This is a genomic window from Rhodoglobus galactosidasius (assembly GCF_054957775.1).
Map to the genome: position 1 here is coordinate 1 of NZ_JBQIAV010000001.1, position 17,993 is coordinate 17,993.

A 17,993-nucleotide genomic window follows, 5' to 3' on the forward strand; every position below is an offset into this window, starting at 1 on the left:
CCGCCCTGTTGCGTCTTGCAGGTTCGGTACTGATCGAGCAGCACGACGAATGGGAAGCCGGCGACCGCCGCTATTTCTCTGCAGCCTCGATGCTGGAGCTGAAGGCCATGAACGTCGCCATCGAAACTGTCGAGGAGGTGAACCTCATCCCCGAACTCACCGCCGCGTAAGCTAAAACCACTGACCCGCACGGAGATGAGAAATCACACCACTCGGCGGGACGTGACCTTCAATTGTGGGCAACCGAGACTCAATATTCGATTGTTCTCGGCTAAATATAGTCGCTGACCGGCGCTTTTATTCAGTGCCCTTGGAGGGATTCGAACCCCCCGTCACAGCCTTGAAAACACGTAGGGAGCGGTCAAAACCCCGGGGACAAAGCGCTTCTGGATCACGATGATGATGCTCGATCTACCTCGTTTGCCCACAGTTGTGGGCAAACGATGGGCAAAAGTTATGCCCTAAATCGGGTCTTCGTGAAGGATTCTCGGCAAGAGCCCGAGCGCATCAAGTCGGTTGACGATATGGACTGTGAGGTCGTTGGGTGCGAAGACAAGCTGGTAACTTCTGCCGCCTTCCGTGAGGGGTTTGAGCAACTGTCGATCGAGGATTCGGCGCACGGCCTGGCTGCGTGTGGCCGGAGAACCCGGAAGAGCCTCGCTGAGGTCACCGGCCTTAATCACCGTTTTGAGGACGGCGATGGTGAGTGCGCGCGCTTCCCCTGCCGTGAGCCCACCTGCCGCCCGCAGGCGCTCGATAGCGGGAACGAGTATCTGTTTGGTGACGAAGTCTGCGTCACTTAGGCGCGAGAGTTTCTTCAGGTCGGTGTTCAATCCGGCAAGCACGTAGGTGCACCATGCGACGATGCCATCGTTTGTCAGAGAATCCGCTGCTTCGAGGTTGTCGTAGTAGCCCTGACGGTCCGAACCAAACACCGCGGTGGGGTTCACTGCGCGGTAGTCCGACGCGGAAGTGAATCCTTGTTTTACCAGAATCGCGTAGGTGACCAAGCGCGATACTCGACCGTTGCCGTTGCCGAACGGGTGAATCCACAAGAAGCGGTGGTGCGCAATCGCGGTTTGAAGAAGCTGCATTTGTGGCTCAACGTCCTGCCCGATGAACTCGATCAGTTCCGTCATGTCGTCAAAGACGTCGGCTGGCCACGGTGGCTGGTGCGCCGACTGTCCTATGCGCACTTCGCCAAGACGGTAGGCGCCCGGTGTGCGGTCACCCTCCCTCGAAAGCCCCCGAACAACGAGTTGGTGCAGCTCGCGGATAAACACATGGTTGATTGGCGACGTTCTCACGTGCTCTTCGATGAAATCGATCGCTTCCTGAATATTCAGGATCTCCTGGACTCCTTCGTCGAAGGGCCCCGCGCCCGGCGATGTTCTACGGTTGGAATCGCCGACGACTGCGTCGAGAATTGATGTGCGGTTTCCCTCGATTCGTGCTGACATGATGCTGGTCAACAGTTGGAACAGATCTTTAAGCTGAAAGTAGAACTCCGGCGGGGTGGTACCGCGATTCAAGTCAGCGCGGGCACGTTCCAGTTCGATGACTGCTCGAGTGAGGTCACTGTCAAATGCGAACTCCGGATACTTGATCTCTTGCATAGAGCTATTTTAGCGAGTAGATGCTGACAATTAATGTCGTGGCGTCATATTCATGGTTGATGCTGCACTTTTGCTACTCGATCGTTTTGCGTTATTTAATTTCAACGATGTCACCATTTCATTCTCGGATCCGGCAAAATTCTTGATCCATATAAATACGGATGCGCACTTCCGTATTTATATGAAACCTGTGAGCATGGTGCTATGAAGAACGTGGAGATAGTCTGGCGCACTCTGGCGGACGCCGCGCTAGATGGTCAGCGAGACTGGACCAGTATCGGCGAGATCGCTGACGCTGCGTCGGTTGCTCCATCCACTACTCACCAAGCGCTGGGGCGACTGGTCGATATCGGGGCCGTGCGCGCGAATCCGCGTCGCGGTTACACTGTCGTCTCGCCGGAGAAGCTCTTGGATGCCTTCGCTGCCCACCGCAACCTGCGCGCCGACACCATGGTCTCAACGACATTGACCGCAGCGCAAGAGTTTCTCGACGACGCTAAGGTTGACTACGCACTGAGCGGCGGCAGCGGCGCCGTGCACTACCTTGGCGGCCGCAACACTGTCGCCGATCTCGGACGGCGGATCGTCTATACAACCCGCCCCGTGTCCCAAGGTGACTTCCCCGCGGGAGACGACGTCATCATCCTCGCTCAAGATCCGGTCGCGGCTCGTACTTGGCGAACCGGATACGCCAGTCTCGCGCAAACCTATGCCGACCTGTGGGCGAGCCCCGGCTGGCAGGCCGCCGAGTTCACGCGCGCACTGAAGACAAAGCTGTTCGCCGAAGCCGATTGGGAGCAACGCAACAGTGCCTAGCCTTTACGAAGACGACAACGGCGTCATCCGTGCTCTCGTTGACCGGCTTGGTCACGACCTCGAACCATCGATCCTCATCGGCGGGTGGGCAACGTTCGTTCGCGTCGGCGGCGAGATCAGCCTCGACATTGACCTCATCACTTCGCAGGAGAGCCGCCACAAACTCGAGCAACTGATGACCGACCTCTCGCCCAGCAACAATCACCAAGGGCGAAAGCTCCGCGCAACGAATCCCAACTCGGCGGCAAACTGCGCCTCAAGGTCGAAGTGCTCGCTGAATATCCCGACGAGCTCTCATTCGAGAAGTGGACACTTCTGCAACTCGAAGCACACATCGCGACCAAGATGGCTGCCCTGCTCGACCGAGACTTCTCCGAGAAGGGCCAGAAAGATGCGCGCGAGATTCTGGCCCTCTTGAAACTCGAGAATGTCGATCCTACTGTCGCAGCCGAGATCCTCCAGCGAGCGTCGACCGTGAGCATCGAGGATCTGCCTGCCATGATCGGCGAGGCATTCGATCTGATCCGCACCATCATTCCGCTATCGAAAATTGATCAGAAGCTCATCGTCGCAACAAAGAAAGCATGGGTCGGCGAACTGCAACTACGCGGATCGCGCTCACAGGAACAGCGCCCACAGCTCTGAAGACCCTCAGAGGACGCTCCTCGCGGTGGTCCATAATCTTGCGTCGAATGTGGGCAAACCGTGGGCAAAACCGCCGAGAATCGGGCCGATCCTGCTCAGTTGTGGGCAAACACGATTCATGATCCGCGAGTTTGCGGGTAAATAGCGGCCCTGACCAGCACTTTCACATGGTGCCCCTGGAGGGATTCGAACCCCCAACCTGCTCCTTAGGACGGAGTTGCTCTTCCGTTGAGCTACAGAGGCTGGCGTTCCGAGTGTAGCCGAGTCGCCGACTACTGGCCGGGCGGGTAGAGGAAAGCCTCTACGTCGGCTGCAGCGAGAGTGCGCTGGCCGTAAACGCGGTTCACGTAATTGTATTCCTCAACCAGAACGCTGCCATCTTCGTTGACCGTCTTCACGTAGGCAACGTGGTTGTCCCAGCCGAACCAAGCAACCGAACCGACAATCGGTGTGGCACTAACGGTCCAGCCGTGAGCATCCCAGGCATCCTTCCACTGGGAAGCATTTCCGCCGTTCGGGGTGAGGTCAGCCCACGCCCAACGGAACGGTGCCGAGAATGAACCAACATCGCGGTTCAAACGCCACGCAACAAAGTCGGTGCACTGGCGTATGTAGTAGTTGAGCGACGACATTTCATACCCACCGGTCGCCCACGGGTAGTCATCGCCCAGCTCACGAGCGCCCGATGCCGCATACAGGGCGTTCGACGAAGCAATGGCAGACTGCTGGCGGATCAGCGCAAGATCTTCAGGCGAAGTCGCCTCGAACTGGTCACGCTCAAGCTCAGGAAGCGCAAGATCCGCGCTCACGGTGACTGACTGTGCGCTCAGCGTGGCAGCATCTGCAACCGTTGCCAAAGCAACTACCGAACCCTCATCCGAGAGGAAGCCGGTCTGCCCGTAAGCAGGCAACGCAGCAACAGCAAAAAGGCCACCGATAACAACCATCGATGCCATGGCCCGCACCGGGTTTCGGCGTACACGTCTCGGCGGCGCAACCGCGCGCGGCCGGGCGACTGCGACATTCGCAGACTTGGCTATAGGGTGCGCAAGAGCAACATCCGACTGCATGACCGCGGCTGGCGCAATAGGAATCTGAGGCACAACGGTGGCGGTCTCAGCTGTCGAAGAGCTTGCCGCTGCAGCCTCGCGGGCAGCACGCGCTTCGCGGCGCGACACGAATACTGGTGCATCACTGGTGAATTCGCCCGCGGGGACACCAAAGGCATCCGTGCTATCAGATGGCATGCGGGACAAACGGAAACCTTACGAGTGGAGCGCATTCGAGACTGATCTAGGGCAAACCACGAATGACGAGAATAATCACAACAGCATAACAGCTACGCCGCTGGAGCCAAATATTCTTCCCAATCCGGGAGTGCCTTTTCAATTCCCCTCACAAGCCACGCGCTCGTGTGTGGCGGGCGCGGCTTAGTCAGCAGGCGCCAATTCATCTCTCCAGGAGTGCGATTGCTCTTTATGTTGTTGCACCGCAAACAGCACGCCACCAAGTTCTCCCACGTGTCTTGCCCACCCCGCGAACGCGGCAACACATGATCGATGGTGTTCGCTGAACCGCCGCAGTAACCACAACGGTGTCCGTCACGCCGCAGCACTCCCCTGCGCGACACCGGCAGTCTGCGCGTAGAAGGGATGCGCACATAATTTCGCAGGATGATCACCGACGGGCGATCCCACGATCCGCTTGAGCCCCAGACGGGATGCTCCGAATCAGCAGCAATGATCGTTGCCTTCTGATTCAACACGAGCACAATCGCTCGCTTGAAAGACACGACCGCAAGCGGCTCATAGCCGGCGTTCAGTACCAGTGTGCGCATTGTCATCCTCTCGAAAGAGCCTGCACGGCTTGCAGGCAATCGACTTCCTTGAGGCTCAGCGAATAGGAGGCAGAAAACAAAAAGACATCGTCGTAAGACGATGCCTAATGATTCAGTGCGCGAAAACTGCCGCGCACAGTACTGCTGTGTCGTATGTAAAAGTGAGCGCGCGCATCCACGGTTTGGATGCTACACCTACTTAACATGCGATTCTCCGGTTCATTCGTGAACTCCAAGGGCTATAGGCTAACCCAATTTTTGGCGCATTCCGCACGCGGGCGCGCCGCATCGAATGACGAGATCGTAACGCCTCCGTGAACACCAGTTTCAGAGAACTAGGCGACTGGCTTCTCTACGAAGATGTGCACGGCTACTTCATTGGGCAACTCAAGGCCTTCGCCGAAGCCTTCGACGGTTACCGCAACATACGAGTCGGCGGCAGAGAATGTAGCCGTCTTACCGGGCATGACCCCCGCGTTGAACAACTGCTGCAAAAGTTCTGGCTCGAACTGCACTGGCTCGCCCAGACGACGGATAAAACCTGAGACCGGAGACGTCGTGTCCGCAACCAGGTCAACAATGTTCACCATCCCGTCGCTGAACAGGGCAGCGGCAATGCCACCCAACTCTTCCAGACCAGGAATCGGGTTGCCGTAGGGCGACTCGGTGGGGTGATCGAGGATTTCGATGAGCTTGCGCTCAACCTGCTCACTCATCACATGCTCCCAGCGACAAGCCTCGTCATGAACGAGCGCCCAGTCGAGGCCGATCACGTCAGCGAGCAGTCGCTCAGCAAGACGGTGCTTGCGCATCACATGCGTAGCGCGGCGGCGGCCCTCAACCGTAAATTCGAGGTGGCGGTCGCCTTCAACGACGACAAGGCCGTCACGTTCCATGCGGCCGATAGTTTGCGAAACGGTTGGCCCAGAGTGGCCGAGCCGTTCAGAGATGCGTGCCCGCAGCGGAACAATGTTCTCTTCTTCAAGATCAAGAATCGTGCGCAGGTACATCTCGGTGGTGTCAACGAGATCGGTCATGAAATAAGACTAGCCCGAACTGGCCAATAGAATCGGACGTATGGCAAGCCTGACGATTCCCACTGACCTCCTTCCCACCGACGGACGATTCGGAGCTGGCCCCTCCAAGGTGCGCCCCGAACAGGTCGAATATTTGGCGTCTGCCGCGCGCACCATCCTTGGCACGTCTCACCGTCAGGCGCCCGTTCGCGACCTCGTCGGCCGCGTACGTACGGGGCTCGGCGAGCTGTTCCAGATTCCGGAAGGCTACGAAGTAGTACTCGGCAATGGCGGATCGACTGCCTTCTGGGATGCCGCAGCCTTTGCCCTCATCGAACGTCGCAGCGCCCACCTTTCCTTCGGAGAGTTCGGCTCCAAGTTCGCCAAAGCCGCCGCCGCGCCGCATCTCGAATCGCCTCATGTTGTGACCGCCCCGGGCGGGTCGCTAGCCGAACTCGACGACCTCAACGGTGCTGACGTGTTTGCGTACCCCCAAAATGAGACCTCAACCGGCGTGATGGCTCCCGTGCGACGGGCCGACGGCGACAACGTGCTCACCGTGGTTGACGCCACAAGCGCAGCGGGTGGCATCCAGTTCGACGCCGGCCAGGCTGACGTCTACTACTTCGCACCGCAGAAAAATTTTGCCTCGGATGGCGGATTGTGGATCGCCCTGTTCTCCCCCGCCGCGATTGAACGCGTCGAGCGGATCGCCGCCTCTGGCCGCTACATCCCCGAGTTCTTGTCGCTGAAGAACGCGATCGACAACTCGCGCCTCAACCAGACCCTCAACACTCCAGCACTCAGCACTCTGCTGCTGCTCGAAAACCAGATCGACTGGATCAACGGCAACGGCGGACTTACGTGGGCGGATGCCCGCACTCGCGAATCGTCGTCAGTGCTCTACGACTGGGCTGCCGCCAGCGACATCGCTACGCCATTCGTCACCAACCCAGAGCACCGTTCGCAGGTTATTGCGACGATCGACTTCGATGACTCCATCGACGCTTCCGCAATCTCCACAACGCTTCGAGCCAACGGCATCGTCGATACCGATCCGTACCGCAAGCTCGGCCGCAACCAGCTGCGCGTTGCCACGTTCGTTGCCATTGAACCGGATGACGTACGCAAGTTGGTCTCATCGATCGACTATGTGATTGCCAACAGCCACTAACCTGAAACCGTGCGTATCTGGCTCAAAGACTCGGAACGACGGCCCGACCCAGAACCGGTCGAGACCGATGACCGCAAGGCGATGCTCGTTGGCATCGCCGTGTGGGTCGTCGCCCTCGCCATTTTGTTGCTGTTCATCGAACCGCTGAACACTGCGGGCAACCTGTGGTGGTTGTGGACGGCGGTCGCTGGGCTCGTGCTCGGACTAATCGGGATGATCTACACGCACGTGAGGCGCGGGAAGCGCTCGCGCTAGTCCCGTAGCCTCTGTAATGGTTATAGCTGGTCTGGTGTTCCTGGTCCTGGTTGCGCCGTTCGGCTTGGTGGTCAGATGGTCGCGGGTTGGGGCGGATCATCAGATCAAAGGCTTCATCGTTGAGAAGGGAAGCGCCGGGTTCACCGCGTCGACGATCGAGAACAAGATCGCCGTGCGGATCGTGCAGAACGCGGGCCTATGCCCTCGACCGCCGCCAATTCGGCAAGCCGATCGCGTCATTCCAGCTCGTCCAGGAGAAGCTCACCCGGATGATCGGCAACGCAACGCTGTCGCTGTCGCTGATGATCCAGCTGGCGCGGCTGCAGGAATCCGGCCGCCTCAGCATGGACCAGGTTGCGCTCGCCAAGGCATCGTGCACCTCACTCATGCGCGAAACGGTTGCGCTCGGCCGCGGCATCCTCGGCGGAAACGGGATCAGCACGGACTTCGAGATGGCCAAAATATTCGCGGACGCGGAGGCGATCTACTCGTACGAGGGCAGCTACGAAGTCAACGCCCTCCTCGTCGGCAGGGCCGTCACCGGCATCTCGCATTCTGCTGACGCCTGCGCGGTGGCCGGGGGCGGCTAATCTTGGGGGTCGGAGCCGCGTTCGGCCCGTGGAACCTCCTTCCTGAAAGGAAGAAGCATGATTACTGTTTCCTGGCTTCTGCTCGTCACCATCGTGGCGGGGGCGCTGGCCATTGTGGACGGAGCCATGCGTCTACGCGGAAGGCGCGGCAACTCGCTCCTGCCCATCATTGAGGTTGCGGCCGCGGCGCTGATGCTAGTTTCCTCCTTCACTGCGCTGCCGGCGCCGTTCACCACGTTCCTTTTTTCGCTCGTTCTCGAAGCCGTCCTTCTGCTCCTGCTGCTCGTGCCGGGCCGCGGACGCAAAGGCGCGCCGACGCTGGTCATCGTCGCGCTCGTCGCCAATACGGTCGTCGTGCTGGCCTCGGCCGGCTGGCTGCGGATCCCGGGGCTGGACTAGCGGGAGAGCCTTCGGGGCGAACCGCCCGCGAATTAGCAGTCCCGATGCCTATAGTGGGGATGATCTATCCATAAACTGCAGGGGCAAGGCCCGATCGGCGAGTTGTCCGTGCGCTTCAAGGAACCCTCAGTGTCAAGGTTCCGCCAGAGGAATCGCGGAACACTAGAAGAGAGCACCATGACAAAGCAAGCACCCCTCCTCCCCAGCTTCAGCGCGTTCGTCAGGGATGACTCGACGGCCGATTTGACGATCAACGGGGTGCGGCAGATGGTGACCGCGGCGGACGAAGCCGGGGTGCGCGAGGAGATCATCGCGCGGGTCACCAGGGCGGCGATCAAGAGTGGCGGACCGGTTCGGCTTGTGGCCGAGGATTCGCAGGGCCAGGCGCCACTGATCGTGTACCCGGACGGTCGCGTCGAGCCTGACGGGGACTTCATCCCTGCAGCCGATCGGCGCCCCACGGCCGGGGATCTGGTCACGGAGCCAAAGCCCGAGCCCGAGCCGACACCTGCGCCGAAGTCGGCCTCGACGCCGGCCCCAATGTTTATCCCCCTGCCGAACGCGGAGCCGAAGCTCACACCGACGTCGGAGCCCGAAATCGTCTCAATGGACGCGCTTCTCGCCGGAGTACCCGCGGAAGCCACGTCGGTCAGGCGCGCGCCGCCCGCATCCCTGCCCAATCGGTCGGGCGCTGGCGCTCCGCCCCGCCTCGCCGACTTCCTCAACTCCCGACCGGCGGAGACACCAGGCCCCGCCGAAAAGGGATGGCAGGGTTCGATGAGCCGGATGACCGGCGGGCGCCTCTCGCCCTCGCCCAACAGAGCCGAGGTTTCCCACCGCGCTTCCGTTGCTGCGGTTCAACGCGGATTCAACGGTCCTCGCACGATCGTGGTACTGAACCCCAAGGGTGGGGCCCACAAGACGACGGCCACCTTGCTGATCGCGGCGACTTTCGGCATCCACCGCAGCGGCTACACGCTCGCCTGGGACAACAACGAAACCATGGGCACGCTCGGGATTCGGGCGCAGGGTGCGAGTCACGCCAACACCGCCGTTGACCTCCTCAGGGACCTCGACCGCCTGGACGGCGACCGCACGGTGAGTGTGTCCGACATCGACCGTTACGTGCGGAACCAGGGCGCCTCCCGTTTCGACGCGCTGGCATCAGACCAGGACCCGGCCGGTGCGGCCAGCATCGACGATGTTGCCTTCCGAAAGCTGCATTCCACGCTCAACCGCTTCTACCGCGTGCTGGTCATCGACACGGGCAACAACATGCGGGCGTCCAACTGGGAGGCGGCCGTGGAGACGGCCGACCAGCTCGTCGTCGTGTCGACGATCCGCGAGGACACGGCATACGGCGCCGCGTCGCTGCTCGACGGCCTCAGGCACAAGGGCCACGGGGAGAAGGTTGCTCAGGCCGTTACGATCCTGGCGTCGCCGGCGAAGCGTGTTGACGGCAAGCTGTCACGGCGCCTGCACGACCACTTCAAGCAGCTCACCCGATCGGTCGTCGACGTCCCATTCGACCCTGGGCTGGTTGCCGGTGGTCCCATGAACATAGAAGCACTCGACCCGCGCACTCGCGCGGCCTGGCTGCGGGCCACGGCCGCAATCGCCGAGGGGTTGTAGGCCAGCCCAACGGGCAATGTCGGCGAGTGAGCGGGTGCCGCCGAGCGGTGGCGCTTAGCCTCTGTAATGGTTATAGCTGGTCTGGTATCAGCTATAACCATTACAGAGGCTTAGACGCTAGTCGTCATCGTCAGACTCGTCGAGGTCATCGATGTCGACTCCATCGAAGTCGCCCCCGTGCAAGGCACCTGAGTCGAACGCGCTGTCGTCATCGTCGTCGTCATCGAGGTCGTCGTCGTCTTCCTCGTCGTCATCGAGGTCGTCGTCGTCATCCGATTCGTCGTCGTCGTCTGATTCGTCGCCGCTTGGCGCTTCTTCTGACGCCGTTTTTTCAGCATCCGCGGCTTCGGTTGCCGCCTGGGCAGCCTTGTAGTCAGCGAGTCGTTCAGACCACGGAACCCAGTCGGGTGAAAGCAGTGCGCCTTCGGCCGGCATGAGTTCCGCTTCAAGAACCGTCGGCTCTGAACCCTCAATGTGGGCGATGCTGACGGTCCAGTTCCAGCCCGGATAGCCACGCATGGCCGAAGCAAAGATCACCGAGACGGCACCGTCGCTTTCGACCTGCTCACCAACGAGTGCACCAATCGACGCCGTGTCAGTGATCTCGAGGAGTGCTCCCCGAGCAAGCTTTTCGTACTGGCTATTAGGCATCTAGTTCGTCCGCTACCTTTCGCAGCATTGAAGCAATTTTGGCGCTGTGCGCCTTGTCAGGGTAACGACCCCGCTTGAGGCCGGAACCAATGCCATCCATGAGCTTGACGAGATCTTCAATAATCACGGCCATGTCATCGGCTGGCTTGCGGTTGAGCTTGCTCATGCTCGCAGGAGCATCCATGACTCGCACCGAGAGTGCCTGGGCGCCTTTTTTGCCGTCAGCGATGCCGAACTCAAGACGAGTGCCCGCCTTTATCCCTGTCGTGCCTGCAGGCAGCGCAGAGGCATGCAAGAAGACCTCTTGGCCTTCATCACTCATGATGAAGCCAAAACCCTTCTCGTCATCGTAAAATTTAACCTTGCCGGTGGGCATGGGCATGCTCCTTCGTATCGTGACTCAAGCTTAGAACGTAAACGGGCGCGTATCCTTGTCACCGTGACAAATCATTCAACTGAACGCGACCTTCGTATCGAGCGTGTGCTCGCCTACCTCGTCGCCATCTCGATCGCACTCGCCGTGATTAGCTTTGTCGCCGTAGTTGTTGCCACGGCAGCCGGTCTCAGCGATTTCGACACAGGTGCGTGGCCCGCAGTCATCACTATGCCCTACTTTGCTCTCCCGTTGGGTGTGGCTTTCATCATCACCCTTTTGGTGCTGAACGGGCGCCGCCGCCAACGTGAATATAGGAATGGCCACAATTAGTGACGCTGCTCTTCTGCTCGCCGCTCAGCTGCGCGCACTAGACGATAGTCAACTCCTTCAATTGTTGCGCTCGCGCGTTGTGCGCAGCAACTCCGTCAGCGACTTCTTTGACCTCGCGGATGCCCTGCAGCAGACCACCTCACTCGAGCGGGTTCTTCGCACTCTCGACCGTCCCACTCTCGCGACGATGGCGGTTGTTGCCGACACGACTTCGCTGACTGCGGATGATGTTGCGGCCGCGCTTGGCGGGTTCGGCACCGATCCGGTGGCGGTGCAGTCGCGACTCGACCGGCTTGTTGAGCATGCGCTGCTGATTTTCCGCGGGGGTCGCTACAGCGCCCCAGACGGTGTCACCGACCATCTCGCTGGTTGGCCGTTCGATGACCTGCCGTCGACCGGAGAGCTGCTCGATACGGCTTCCCCGTCGACGCTTACTTCGGTTGAGCCTTCCGAGCGTGCCTCTCTCGACCGCATTGCCGCCGAGAACGCCTTCGCCACCACCAACGAAGTCACCGAACTTCTCAATCAGCTTCGCACTTCCCCTGTGCGCGATCTTGCTCGAGGCGGCGTCTCGCTACCCGATTCAAAACGGCTCGCATTCTCCATGTCTGTGCCGCTCGACAAGGTCGCGGGGCTCGTCGATATTGCTGAACGTGCCGGGCTTGTCGCAACCACGAATGCCCAATGGATGCCCACCGCTGAGGCCACAGAGTGGATGTCACGTTCCGCAGACGAACGCTGGCTGCACCTCGCCGAAGCCTGGCATCAGGGCGTGCCCGATGAGATTCGCACCATCTTGGCCGACCGCACTCACAGCTTCTGGGGCGACGGAGTCGAAGCGTATGTTCGCTGGCTGTTCCCCGCCGGCGTTGACTGGATGCTCGAAAAAGTGCGGCGCTACAGTCGCGATGCGCAATTGCTTGGCGTGACCGCAGAGCGACTCCCCAGCACGGCAGGGGTTGCGCTGCTCACTCGCACCCCGGCTGAAGCGGCGGCGGCAATGGCTGCGCTGTTCCCGAAAGAAGTTCACCATGTTTACGTGCAGCCCGACCTGACGGTGATTTCGCCCGGACCTTTGGCACCGCAACTAGATGCTCGCTTGCGCACTCTTGCCGATGTTGAGACTCGGGCCTTGGCATCCACTTATCGCATCTCGCCGTCAAGCCTGCATCACGCGATGACGCTTGGTGAAACGCTTGAAGGTATGCGCGAGTTCTTGGCCAAGATTTCGTTGACGGGTGTTCCGCAGCCGGTGGAGTATCTGCTCGCCGAAGCTGCATCGCGACATGGGCTTGTGCGTGTCGGTTTGCACGGGTCCGTTGGCAGCTATGTCATGTCACCTGATTCCCTGTTGCTGCAGTCGATTGCCATTGACCCCAACTTTGGCCCGTTTGGGCTGCGCCACGACACCGATCGTTTGGTCTCGCGATTTGGTGTTGAGCAACTGTTTTGGGCGCTCAGTGACGCCCGCTACCCGGTTGCCGCCGAAGACAGGTCTGGCAACATTTTGTCGTTGCGCCGTGATCAGGTGAGCGACGCAAACCCATCCGAGCCTCAGGATGCCCAACCAGAGCAGTTGCTGACGAAGCTTCGCAACGGCCAGGGCGGGGCTACCGGTGATGAGGATCAGGCGTGGCTGTCTCGACAAATCGAGGTCGCTATTCGCAACAAACTTCTACTGAAGGTCACCGTGAAAATGCCCGATGGTCGAGAGGTTCTCTACACACTCGAACCGTCAACCGTGGCAGCGGGGCGGATGCGCGGGCTCGACCGCGGCGCAGATATCGAGCGCACTCTGCCGCTGTCGAGCATCATCGGGGTTGAAGCGACGACTGAACGCTAAGCATCCGGGCGTAGGCTAGGTCGGATGAACACAGCACCCGACGGACCTCTGATCGTGCAGTCTGACCGCACGGTTCTGCTTGAGGTCGCGCACCCCCTCGCGGAAGACGCACGTCACGATTTGGCTGTGTTCGCTGAGCTAGAGCGCGCCCCCGAACACATCCACACGTATCGCATCACGCGGTTGGGGCTGTGGAATGCGCGCGCCGCTGGCCACGATGCCGATGCGATGTTGGAGACGCTCGAGAAGTATTCGAAGTTTCCGATTCCGCAGAGCGTCAGCATTGATATTACGGAGACTGTCGGCCGCTACGGTCGCCTTGTCATCAACCGCGATGACGATGGTGCGCTCACACTCACTGCGATTGATCCGGCTGTTCTGCGTGAGATTACGCGCGGCAAGAAGGTAGCGAGTCTGCTGTTCGAGCGTCGTGGTGAGCACACCTTTGTGGTGCAGCCGTGGGCACGCGGTCAGCTCAAACAAGAACTGTTGAAGCTGGGTTGGCCTGCCGAAGACAATGCCGGTTACACGCCGGGCACTCCCCACGAGATGGATCTGGATGCTTCGGGCTGGGGTTTGCGCGAGTACCAACAGCACGCAATAGACAACTTCTTCCACCACGGCTCCGGTGTTGTCGTGTTGCCTTGTGGCGCAGGCAAAACGCTCGTCGGCTTGGGTGCCATGGCCCAAAGCAAGACCACAACCTTGATTTTGGTCACAAACACGGTGTCGGCGCGTCAGTGGCGTTCTGAGATTCTGAAGCGCACCACCCTCACTGAAGACGAGGTTGGCGAATATTCGGGGCAGACTAAAGAGATTCGGCCGGTCACCATCGCGACCTACCAAATTCTCACGGCTAAGCGAAAGGGCGAATACGCCCACCTGTCGCTCTTGGATGCTCTCGACTGGGGTCTTGTCATTTATGACGAGGTTCACTTGCTGCCCGCACCCGTCTTCAAGCTCACCGCCGATCTGCAAGCGCGCCGCCGACTCGGTCTCACCGCCACACTCGTGCGCGAAGACGGGCGTGAGGGAGACGTGTTCTCGCTCATCGGCCCTAAGCGCTTCGATGCCCCGTGGAAAGAGATCGAGGCTCAAGGCTTCATCTCCCCCGCAAGCTGCTTCGAAGTGCGCGTCGACCTACCCGAGACTCAGCGACTTGAATATGCGGCATCCGCCGATGACGAACGCTTCCGGCTTGCCGCCACAGCTCCAGCCAAAACCGAGGTTGTGCGTGCGCTCGTGGAGAAGCATGCCGGTGAACGCATACTCGTGATCGGGCAATACCTCGATCAGATCGACGAGCTTGCCGAACAGCTCAACGCCCCGAAACTGACGGGCGCAACACCGGTGTCTGAGCGTGAGCGCCTGTATCAAGAGTTCCGCGAAGGCATCACGAAGCTGCTGGTGGTATCGAAGGTCGCCAACTTCTCGGTTGACCTGCCTGAGGCGACCGTCGCCGTCCAAGTCAGTGGCTCTTTCGGTTCACGCCAAGAGGAAGCCCAGCGTTTGGGCCGGCTGTTGCGCCCCAAAGAGAGCGGACTTCCTGCCAACTTCTACACGCTCGTCGCCCGCGACACCGTCGACCAAGACTTCGCCCAAAACCGTCAGCGGTTCTTGGCCGAGCAGGGCTACAGCTACACGATCCTGGATGCCGCAGACCTGACCTAGCCTCCGCTGGTCACGCTGACGGCTCGCCAACGATCGCGCCACAACGCCAGCATTTCGCCGGCAGCTCTGTTTCGACGAGGGCACCGCACTCGGTGCAGACGCGTCGCAACCAGCAGGCGGCATCGCCCGCGCGGTCACTGCCAGTCGCGTCATCCGTTGCGTCGTTCACGCATCCAGTGTGCGCTTCTCTACGTTCTTGCGCGACTCTTTACCAGCAGGTCGCGAATCAACCTAACGCCGGCACACACAACCAACACGGCAATGCTGAGGGCCATCAACAACATGGCGCCAAAGCCGACACCCAGAGGCCACATCGGAGTCATCCCGTCAACGTTCCCCCACTGGGCGCTGTTCGAGTGCGCAAAGTTTGCGATGAGCGCCGTTACAACAAACGACAGCGCCCCAACGCCGAACGCAACCAGCGTTCCCACAATTAGACGTTTCATCACGCGTCTCCCCTCCACCCGAAATCCCGATACATGTACCCTACGCTTAAAAATGACGAGTTCTCAACGAAAGATTGAATGAACAACTCGCCGACACGCCCGACCCATCAGCCAACGTTCAGGAAACATGCAGATACTGGGTAAATGGCTGACGGACCCAAGATTCTGATTGTTGACGACGAACCCAACATTCGCGACCTACTCACCACGAGCCTGCGCTTCGCAGGATTTGCGGTGCGTGCGGTAGGAAGCGGGGCACAGACGATCTCGGCGGTTCTTGAAGAAGAACCCGACCTCATCATCCTCGATGTGATGTTGCCCGACATGAACGGGTTCGGGGTGACCAAGCGCCTACGCGCATCCGGATACACCTCCCCCATCCTCTTCCTCACGGCAAAAGATGACACGGAAGACAAGATCACCGGCCTCACCGTCGGTGGCGATGACTACGTCACGAAGCCATTCAGCCTTGACGAAATCGTGGCCCGCATCAAGGCGATCCTGCGCCGCACGATGGCAGATGACGAAGAGACGATCATCCGCGCCGGCGACCTCACCATGGACCAAGACACCCACGAAGTGAGCATCGGCAGCGAACAGATCGAGCTCAGCCCCACCGAGTTCAAGCTACTGCGCTACCTCATGCTGAATCCCAACCGTGTGCTCTCGAAGGCTCAGATCCTCGACCACGTCTGGGAGTACGATTTCAACGGCGACGCAGGCATTGTCGAGAGCTACATTTCGTACCTGCGCCGCAAGCTCGACATTCACACCGAAGAGCCACTCATCCAAACGAAGCGTGGCTTTGGTTACATGTTGAAGGCTGCAAAGGCCTGACCTAACTAGGTGGTCAGTTCGACTCGTTTACGTGGTTGAGCTGGCTACAACTGGTCACCGATTCCCAGCCACGCAAGGTACCGTTCACTATCATGCAGGAGAACATCCCCGACGCGTGGAGCCGCATCTCGCTTCGCACGAAAGTCACCGGAGTGACGGTGCTTTTACTCACCATGGGGCTCCTCGTTGCCGGCGTCGGCACGGCTGCGGTTCTGCGCGACTATCTGCTGCAGCAAACTGACGAGAAGATCACGGCCGCAGCCGACGATCTCGATGGCCGTATCCAATACACGGGAACAGCCCGTGACCCTCAGTGCAGCGTTTCCCGCCTGCCCAACGACCTTTATTTCGCGGTTCTCAACCACGATGGCAGCATGCGCTGCAACAGCCGTGAAGAGGATGCCGCCCGCCCCGTGCTCGACGGCCTCACGCTCAAGATTGCCAGTGAGCAAACCGGCGCTTTCACTCTCCCCAGCACTTCTATCGGAGGCCAGTGGCGGGTCATCGCCTACCCCGCGGCCAGCACTATCGGCATCGACTTTGTGACGATCGTGATCGCCCGAGACCTGGTCGACTCCAACGAACTCGTCTCTCGGTATGCCGCCATCTTCCTGTTCTTTGGCCTCACCGTCGTGATCGTCGGCGGTGCCCTCACCCGCCTACTCGTTACCTCAACGTTCTCTCCGCTGCGCGAAGTCGAGGCGACTGCCGCCCGCTTTGCTGACGGTGACTTCGACCAACGACTTTCGGGGGCAACACCCAACACTGAAGTGGGTCGCCTCAACCGCTCGCTCAACTCGATGCTTGGCCGAATCGATCGCGCCTTCGCTGACCGTGCGCGCACCATCGACCAGATGCGCCGCTTTGTTGGTGATGCCAGCCACGAATTGCGCACACCACTCGTTACCGTGCGCGGCTATGCCGAGCTGTATCGCATGGGCGCCATCACCAAGCCGGATGACATTGCACAGGCCATGGAACGCATCGAGAAAGAGGCCATCCGCATGGGCGGTCTCGTCGAAGACTTGCTTGAGCTGGCCCGCATCGATGAAACCAAGCCCCTGCAACTCACCGAGGTCGACCTGTTGCCGCTAGCAAACGATGCGGCGATGGATGCCCGCGCCTCCGCTGGCCGCATCGTGAACGTCATCAACACCAACCCCTCAATCGACGCCCACCCCACCGTCAAACCTGAACCCAGCGCTGACACCAGTACTGACACGGGAACTGACACAAGCACTGACACGAAGGTGATTGTGTTGCCGGAGAGTTCACACCCGTCGCCGGGCACCCCACCCCGCGGCGTGGCTGCGCTGGCAACGGGGCCCATCGCGGCTGCCGGCGCCCGCCTGTCACGGCTTGCGTCACGCAAGAAGTCTGTTGCTGTAGCCAAAGCTGCGGCGCGCATCACTCAGGTGGTCGCCCCGCCGCCCAAGGATCTCCATGCTGTTGTGATGGCAGAAGAGAACAAGCTTCGCCAGGTGCTCACCAACTTGGTCACAAACGCGTTGCGTTTTGCATCGCCAGAGACTCCGGTCGAGATCGGTGTCGGAGTTGACCGCGAGCGCCAGCTAGCTGTGCTGTCTGTGATTGACCATGGCGAGGGCATCCCGGAACAGATTCGCGACAAAGTCTTCGAACGCTTCTGGCGCGCGGATAGCTCGCGAAACCGCGACACCGGAGGCAGTGGCCTCGGTCTCGCGATCGTTGCCGCGATCGTGCACGCACACAAGGGCACCGTTCAAGCGCTCGAGACGCCCGGTGGTGGTGCAACCTTCCGGGTTGAGCTTCCCCTCCTCCCCAGCCAACCTGACGCGCCTGAGGGCACCGAAGAGGATTAGCCTACCTCGTGCGCTTCC

At 60.3% G+C, this 17,993-nt stretch carries 20 protein-coding genes, 1 tRNA gene and 1 pseudogene; 13 read left to right on the forward strand and 9 right to left on the reverse strand.

Features of this window, described 5'->3' with window-relative positions; translation table 11 throughout:
* Positions 1-170: pseudogene (locus ACTJJW_RS00005) on the forward strand (IS256 family transposase); the annotation flags it as partial.
* A 291-nt stretch (positions 171-461) separates the two neighbouring features.
* Here ACTJJW_RS00005 and ACTJJW_RS00010 read toward each other — a convergent pair.
* Positions 462-1,616, reverse strand: a complete 1,155-nt coding sequence (locus ACTJJW_RS00010) for a Fic family protein (RefSeq protein WP_462641945.1) — start codon at positions 1,614-1,616, stop codon at positions 462-464.
* Positions 1,617-1,820: 204 nt separating this feature from the next.
* Here ACTJJW_RS00010 and ACTJJW_RS00015 point away from each other — a divergent pair, with 204 nt between their 5' ends.
* Together ACTJJW_RS00015 and ACTJJW_RS00020 are read left to right on the forward strand one after the other, a co-directional pair.
* Positions 1,821-2,432, forward strand: a complete 612-nt coding sequence (locus tag ACTJJW_RS00015; protein WP_462641946.1) for a helix-turn-helix domain-containing protein — start codon at positions 1,821-1,823, stop codon at positions 2,430-2,432.
* Positions 2,433-2,699: 267 nt separating this feature from the next.
* Positions 2,700-3,077: a hypothetical protein gene (locus tag ACTJJW_RS00020; RefSeq protein ID WP_462641947.1), complete on the forward strand. Its 378-nt coding sequence runs from the start codon at positions 2,700-2,702 to the stop codon at positions 3,075-3,077.
* A 168-nt stretch (positions 3,078-3,245) separates the two neighbouring features.
* On the opposite strand, the gene ACTJJW_RS00025 is transcribed toward ACTJJW_RS00020, so the two are convergent.
* From ACTJJW_RS00025 to ACTJJW_RS00040, 4 genes are all read right to left on the reverse strand, one after another.
* A tRNA-Arg gene (locus tag ACTJJW_RS00025) sits at positions 3,246-3,320 on the reverse strand.
* 29 nt (positions 3,321-3,349) lie between these two features.
* On the reverse strand, positions 3,350-4,324 hold the full coding sequence (locus ACTJJW_RS00030) for a CHAP domain-containing protein (protein ID WP_462641948.1): 975 nt from the start codon (positions 4,322-4,324) through the stop codon (positions 3,350-3,352).
* A gap of 92 nt (positions 4,325-4,416) precedes the next feature.
* Positions 4,417-4,914 (reverse strand): HNH endonuclease, encoded by a 498-nt coding sequence (locus tag ACTJJW_RS00035; protein ID WP_462641949.1) that lies wholly within the window; start codon positions 4,912-4,914, stop codon positions 4,417-4,419.
* Positions 4,915-5,249: 335 nt separating this feature from the next.
* Positions 5,250-5,951, reverse strand: coding sequence for a metal-dependent transcriptional regulator (locus ACTJJW_RS00040; RefSeq protein ID WP_462641950.1), 702 nt, complete (start codon positions 5,949-5,951; stop codon positions 5,250-5,252).
* A 40-nt stretch (positions 5,952-5,991) separates the two neighbouring features.
* On the opposite strand from ACTJJW_RS00040, the gene serC reads away from it, so the two are divergent.
* From serC to ACTJJW_RS00065, 5 genes are all read left to right on the forward strand, one after another.
* On the forward strand, positions 5,992-7,104 hold the full coding sequence (gene serC / locus ACTJJW_RS00045) for a phosphoserine transaminase (protein WP_462641951.1): 1,113 nt from the start codon (positions 5,992-5,994) through the stop codon (positions 7,102-7,104).
* Positions 7,105-7,113: 9 nt separating this feature from the next.
* Positions 7,114-7,359, forward strand: a complete 246-nt coding sequence (locus tag ACTJJW_RS00050; protein ID WP_462641952.1) for a DUF2530 domain-containing protein — start codon at positions 7,114-7,116, stop codon at positions 7,357-7,359.
* Positions 7,360-7,478: 119 nt separating this feature from the next.
* Entirely contained in the window at positions 7,479-7,949 is a 471-nt protein-coding gene (locus ACTJJW_RS00055; RefSeq protein WP_462641953.1) for an acyl-CoA dehydrogenase family protein, read from the forward strand.
* Between the two features lie 57 nt (positions 7,950-8,006).
* Positions 8,007-8,348, forward strand: a complete 342-nt coding sequence (locus tag ACTJJW_RS00060; protein WP_462641954.1) for a hypothetical protein — start codon at positions 8,007-8,009, stop codon at positions 8,346-8,348.
* Between the two features lie 177 nt (positions 8,349-8,525).
* Entirely contained in the window at positions 8,526-9,980 is a 1,455-nt protein-coding gene (locus tag ACTJJW_RS00065; protein WP_462641955.1) for a MinD/ParA family ATP-binding protein, read from the forward strand.
* A 117-nt stretch (positions 9,981-10,097) separates the two neighbouring features.
* Here ACTJJW_RS00065 and ACTJJW_RS00070 read toward each other — a convergent pair whose 3' ends face one another.
* On the reverse strand, positions 10,098-10,631 hold the full coding sequence (locus ACTJJW_RS00070) for a DUF3027 domain-containing protein (protein ID WP_462641956.1): 534 nt from the start codon (positions 10,629-10,631) through the stop codon (positions 10,098-10,100).
* Positions 10,624-11,007: a cold-shock protein gene (locus ACTJJW_RS00075; RefSeq protein ID WP_462641957.1), complete on the reverse strand. Its 384-nt coding sequence runs from the start codon at positions 11,005-11,007 to the stop codon at positions 10,624-10,626. Before ACTJJW_RS00075 ends, ACTJJW_RS00070 begins: the two co-directional genes overlap by 8 nt.
* A 63-nt stretch (positions 11,008-11,070) precedes the next feature.
* Between ACTJJW_RS00075 and ACTJJW_RS00080 the strand changes: the two genes are divergently transcribed.
* Genes ACTJJW_RS00080 through ACTJJW_RS00090 form a run of 3 tightly spaced genes read left to right on the forward strand, consistent with a single transcriptional unit; the run spans position 11,071 to position 14,851 of the window.
* On the forward strand, positions 11,071-11,337 hold the full coding sequence (locus ACTJJW_RS00080) for a hypothetical protein (protein ID WP_341954069.1): 267 nt from the start codon (positions 11,071-11,073) through the stop codon (positions 11,335-11,337).
* Complete coding sequence (locus tag ACTJJW_RS00085; RefSeq protein ID WP_462641958.1) at positions 11,324-13,180, forward strand: helicase-associated domain-containing protein; 1,857 nt, start codon at positions 11,324-11,326, stop codon at positions 13,178-13,180. The genes ACTJJW_RS00080 and ACTJJW_RS00085 overlap by 14 nt, the downstream gene beginning before the upstream one ends.
* A 24-nt stretch (positions 13,181-13,204) precedes the next feature.
* Complete coding sequence (locus ACTJJW_RS00090; protein ID WP_462641959.1) at positions 13,205-14,851, forward strand: DNA repair helicase XPB; 1,647 nt, start codon at positions 13,205-13,207, stop codon at positions 14,849-14,851.
* 10 nt (positions 14,852-14,861) lie between these two features.
* Here the strand turns inward: ACTJJW_RS00090 and ACTJJW_RS00095 are convergent, their stop codons facing one another.
* A complete protein-coding gene (locus ACTJJW_RS00095; RefSeq protein WP_462641960.1) occupies positions 14,862-15,020 on the reverse strand; it encodes a hypothetical protein in 159 nt (52 codons plus the stop codon).
* A gap of 19 nt (positions 15,021-15,039) precedes the next feature.
* On the reverse strand, positions 15,040-15,297 hold the full coding sequence (locus ACTJJW_RS00100; protein ID WP_462641961.1) for a hypothetical protein: 258 nt from the start codon (positions 15,295-15,297) through the stop codon (positions 15,040-15,042).
* 144 nt (positions 15,298-15,441) lie between these two features.
* On the opposite strand from ACTJJW_RS00100, the gene ACTJJW_RS00105 reads away from it, so the two are divergent.
* Together ACTJJW_RS00105 and ACTJJW_RS00110 are read left to right on the forward strand one after the other, a co-directional pair.
* Entirely contained in the window at positions 15,442-16,134 is a 693-nt protein-coding gene (locus ACTJJW_RS00105; RefSeq protein ID WP_462641962.1) for a response regulator transcription factor, read from the forward strand.
* Positions 16,135-16,169: 35 nt separating this feature from the next.
* Complete coding sequence (locus ACTJJW_RS00110; RefSeq protein WP_462641963.1) at positions 16,170-17,975, forward strand: sensor histidine kinase; 1,806 nt, start codon at positions 16,170-16,172, stop codon at positions 17,973-17,975.
* Positions 17,976-17,993 lie beyond the last annotated feature (18 nt).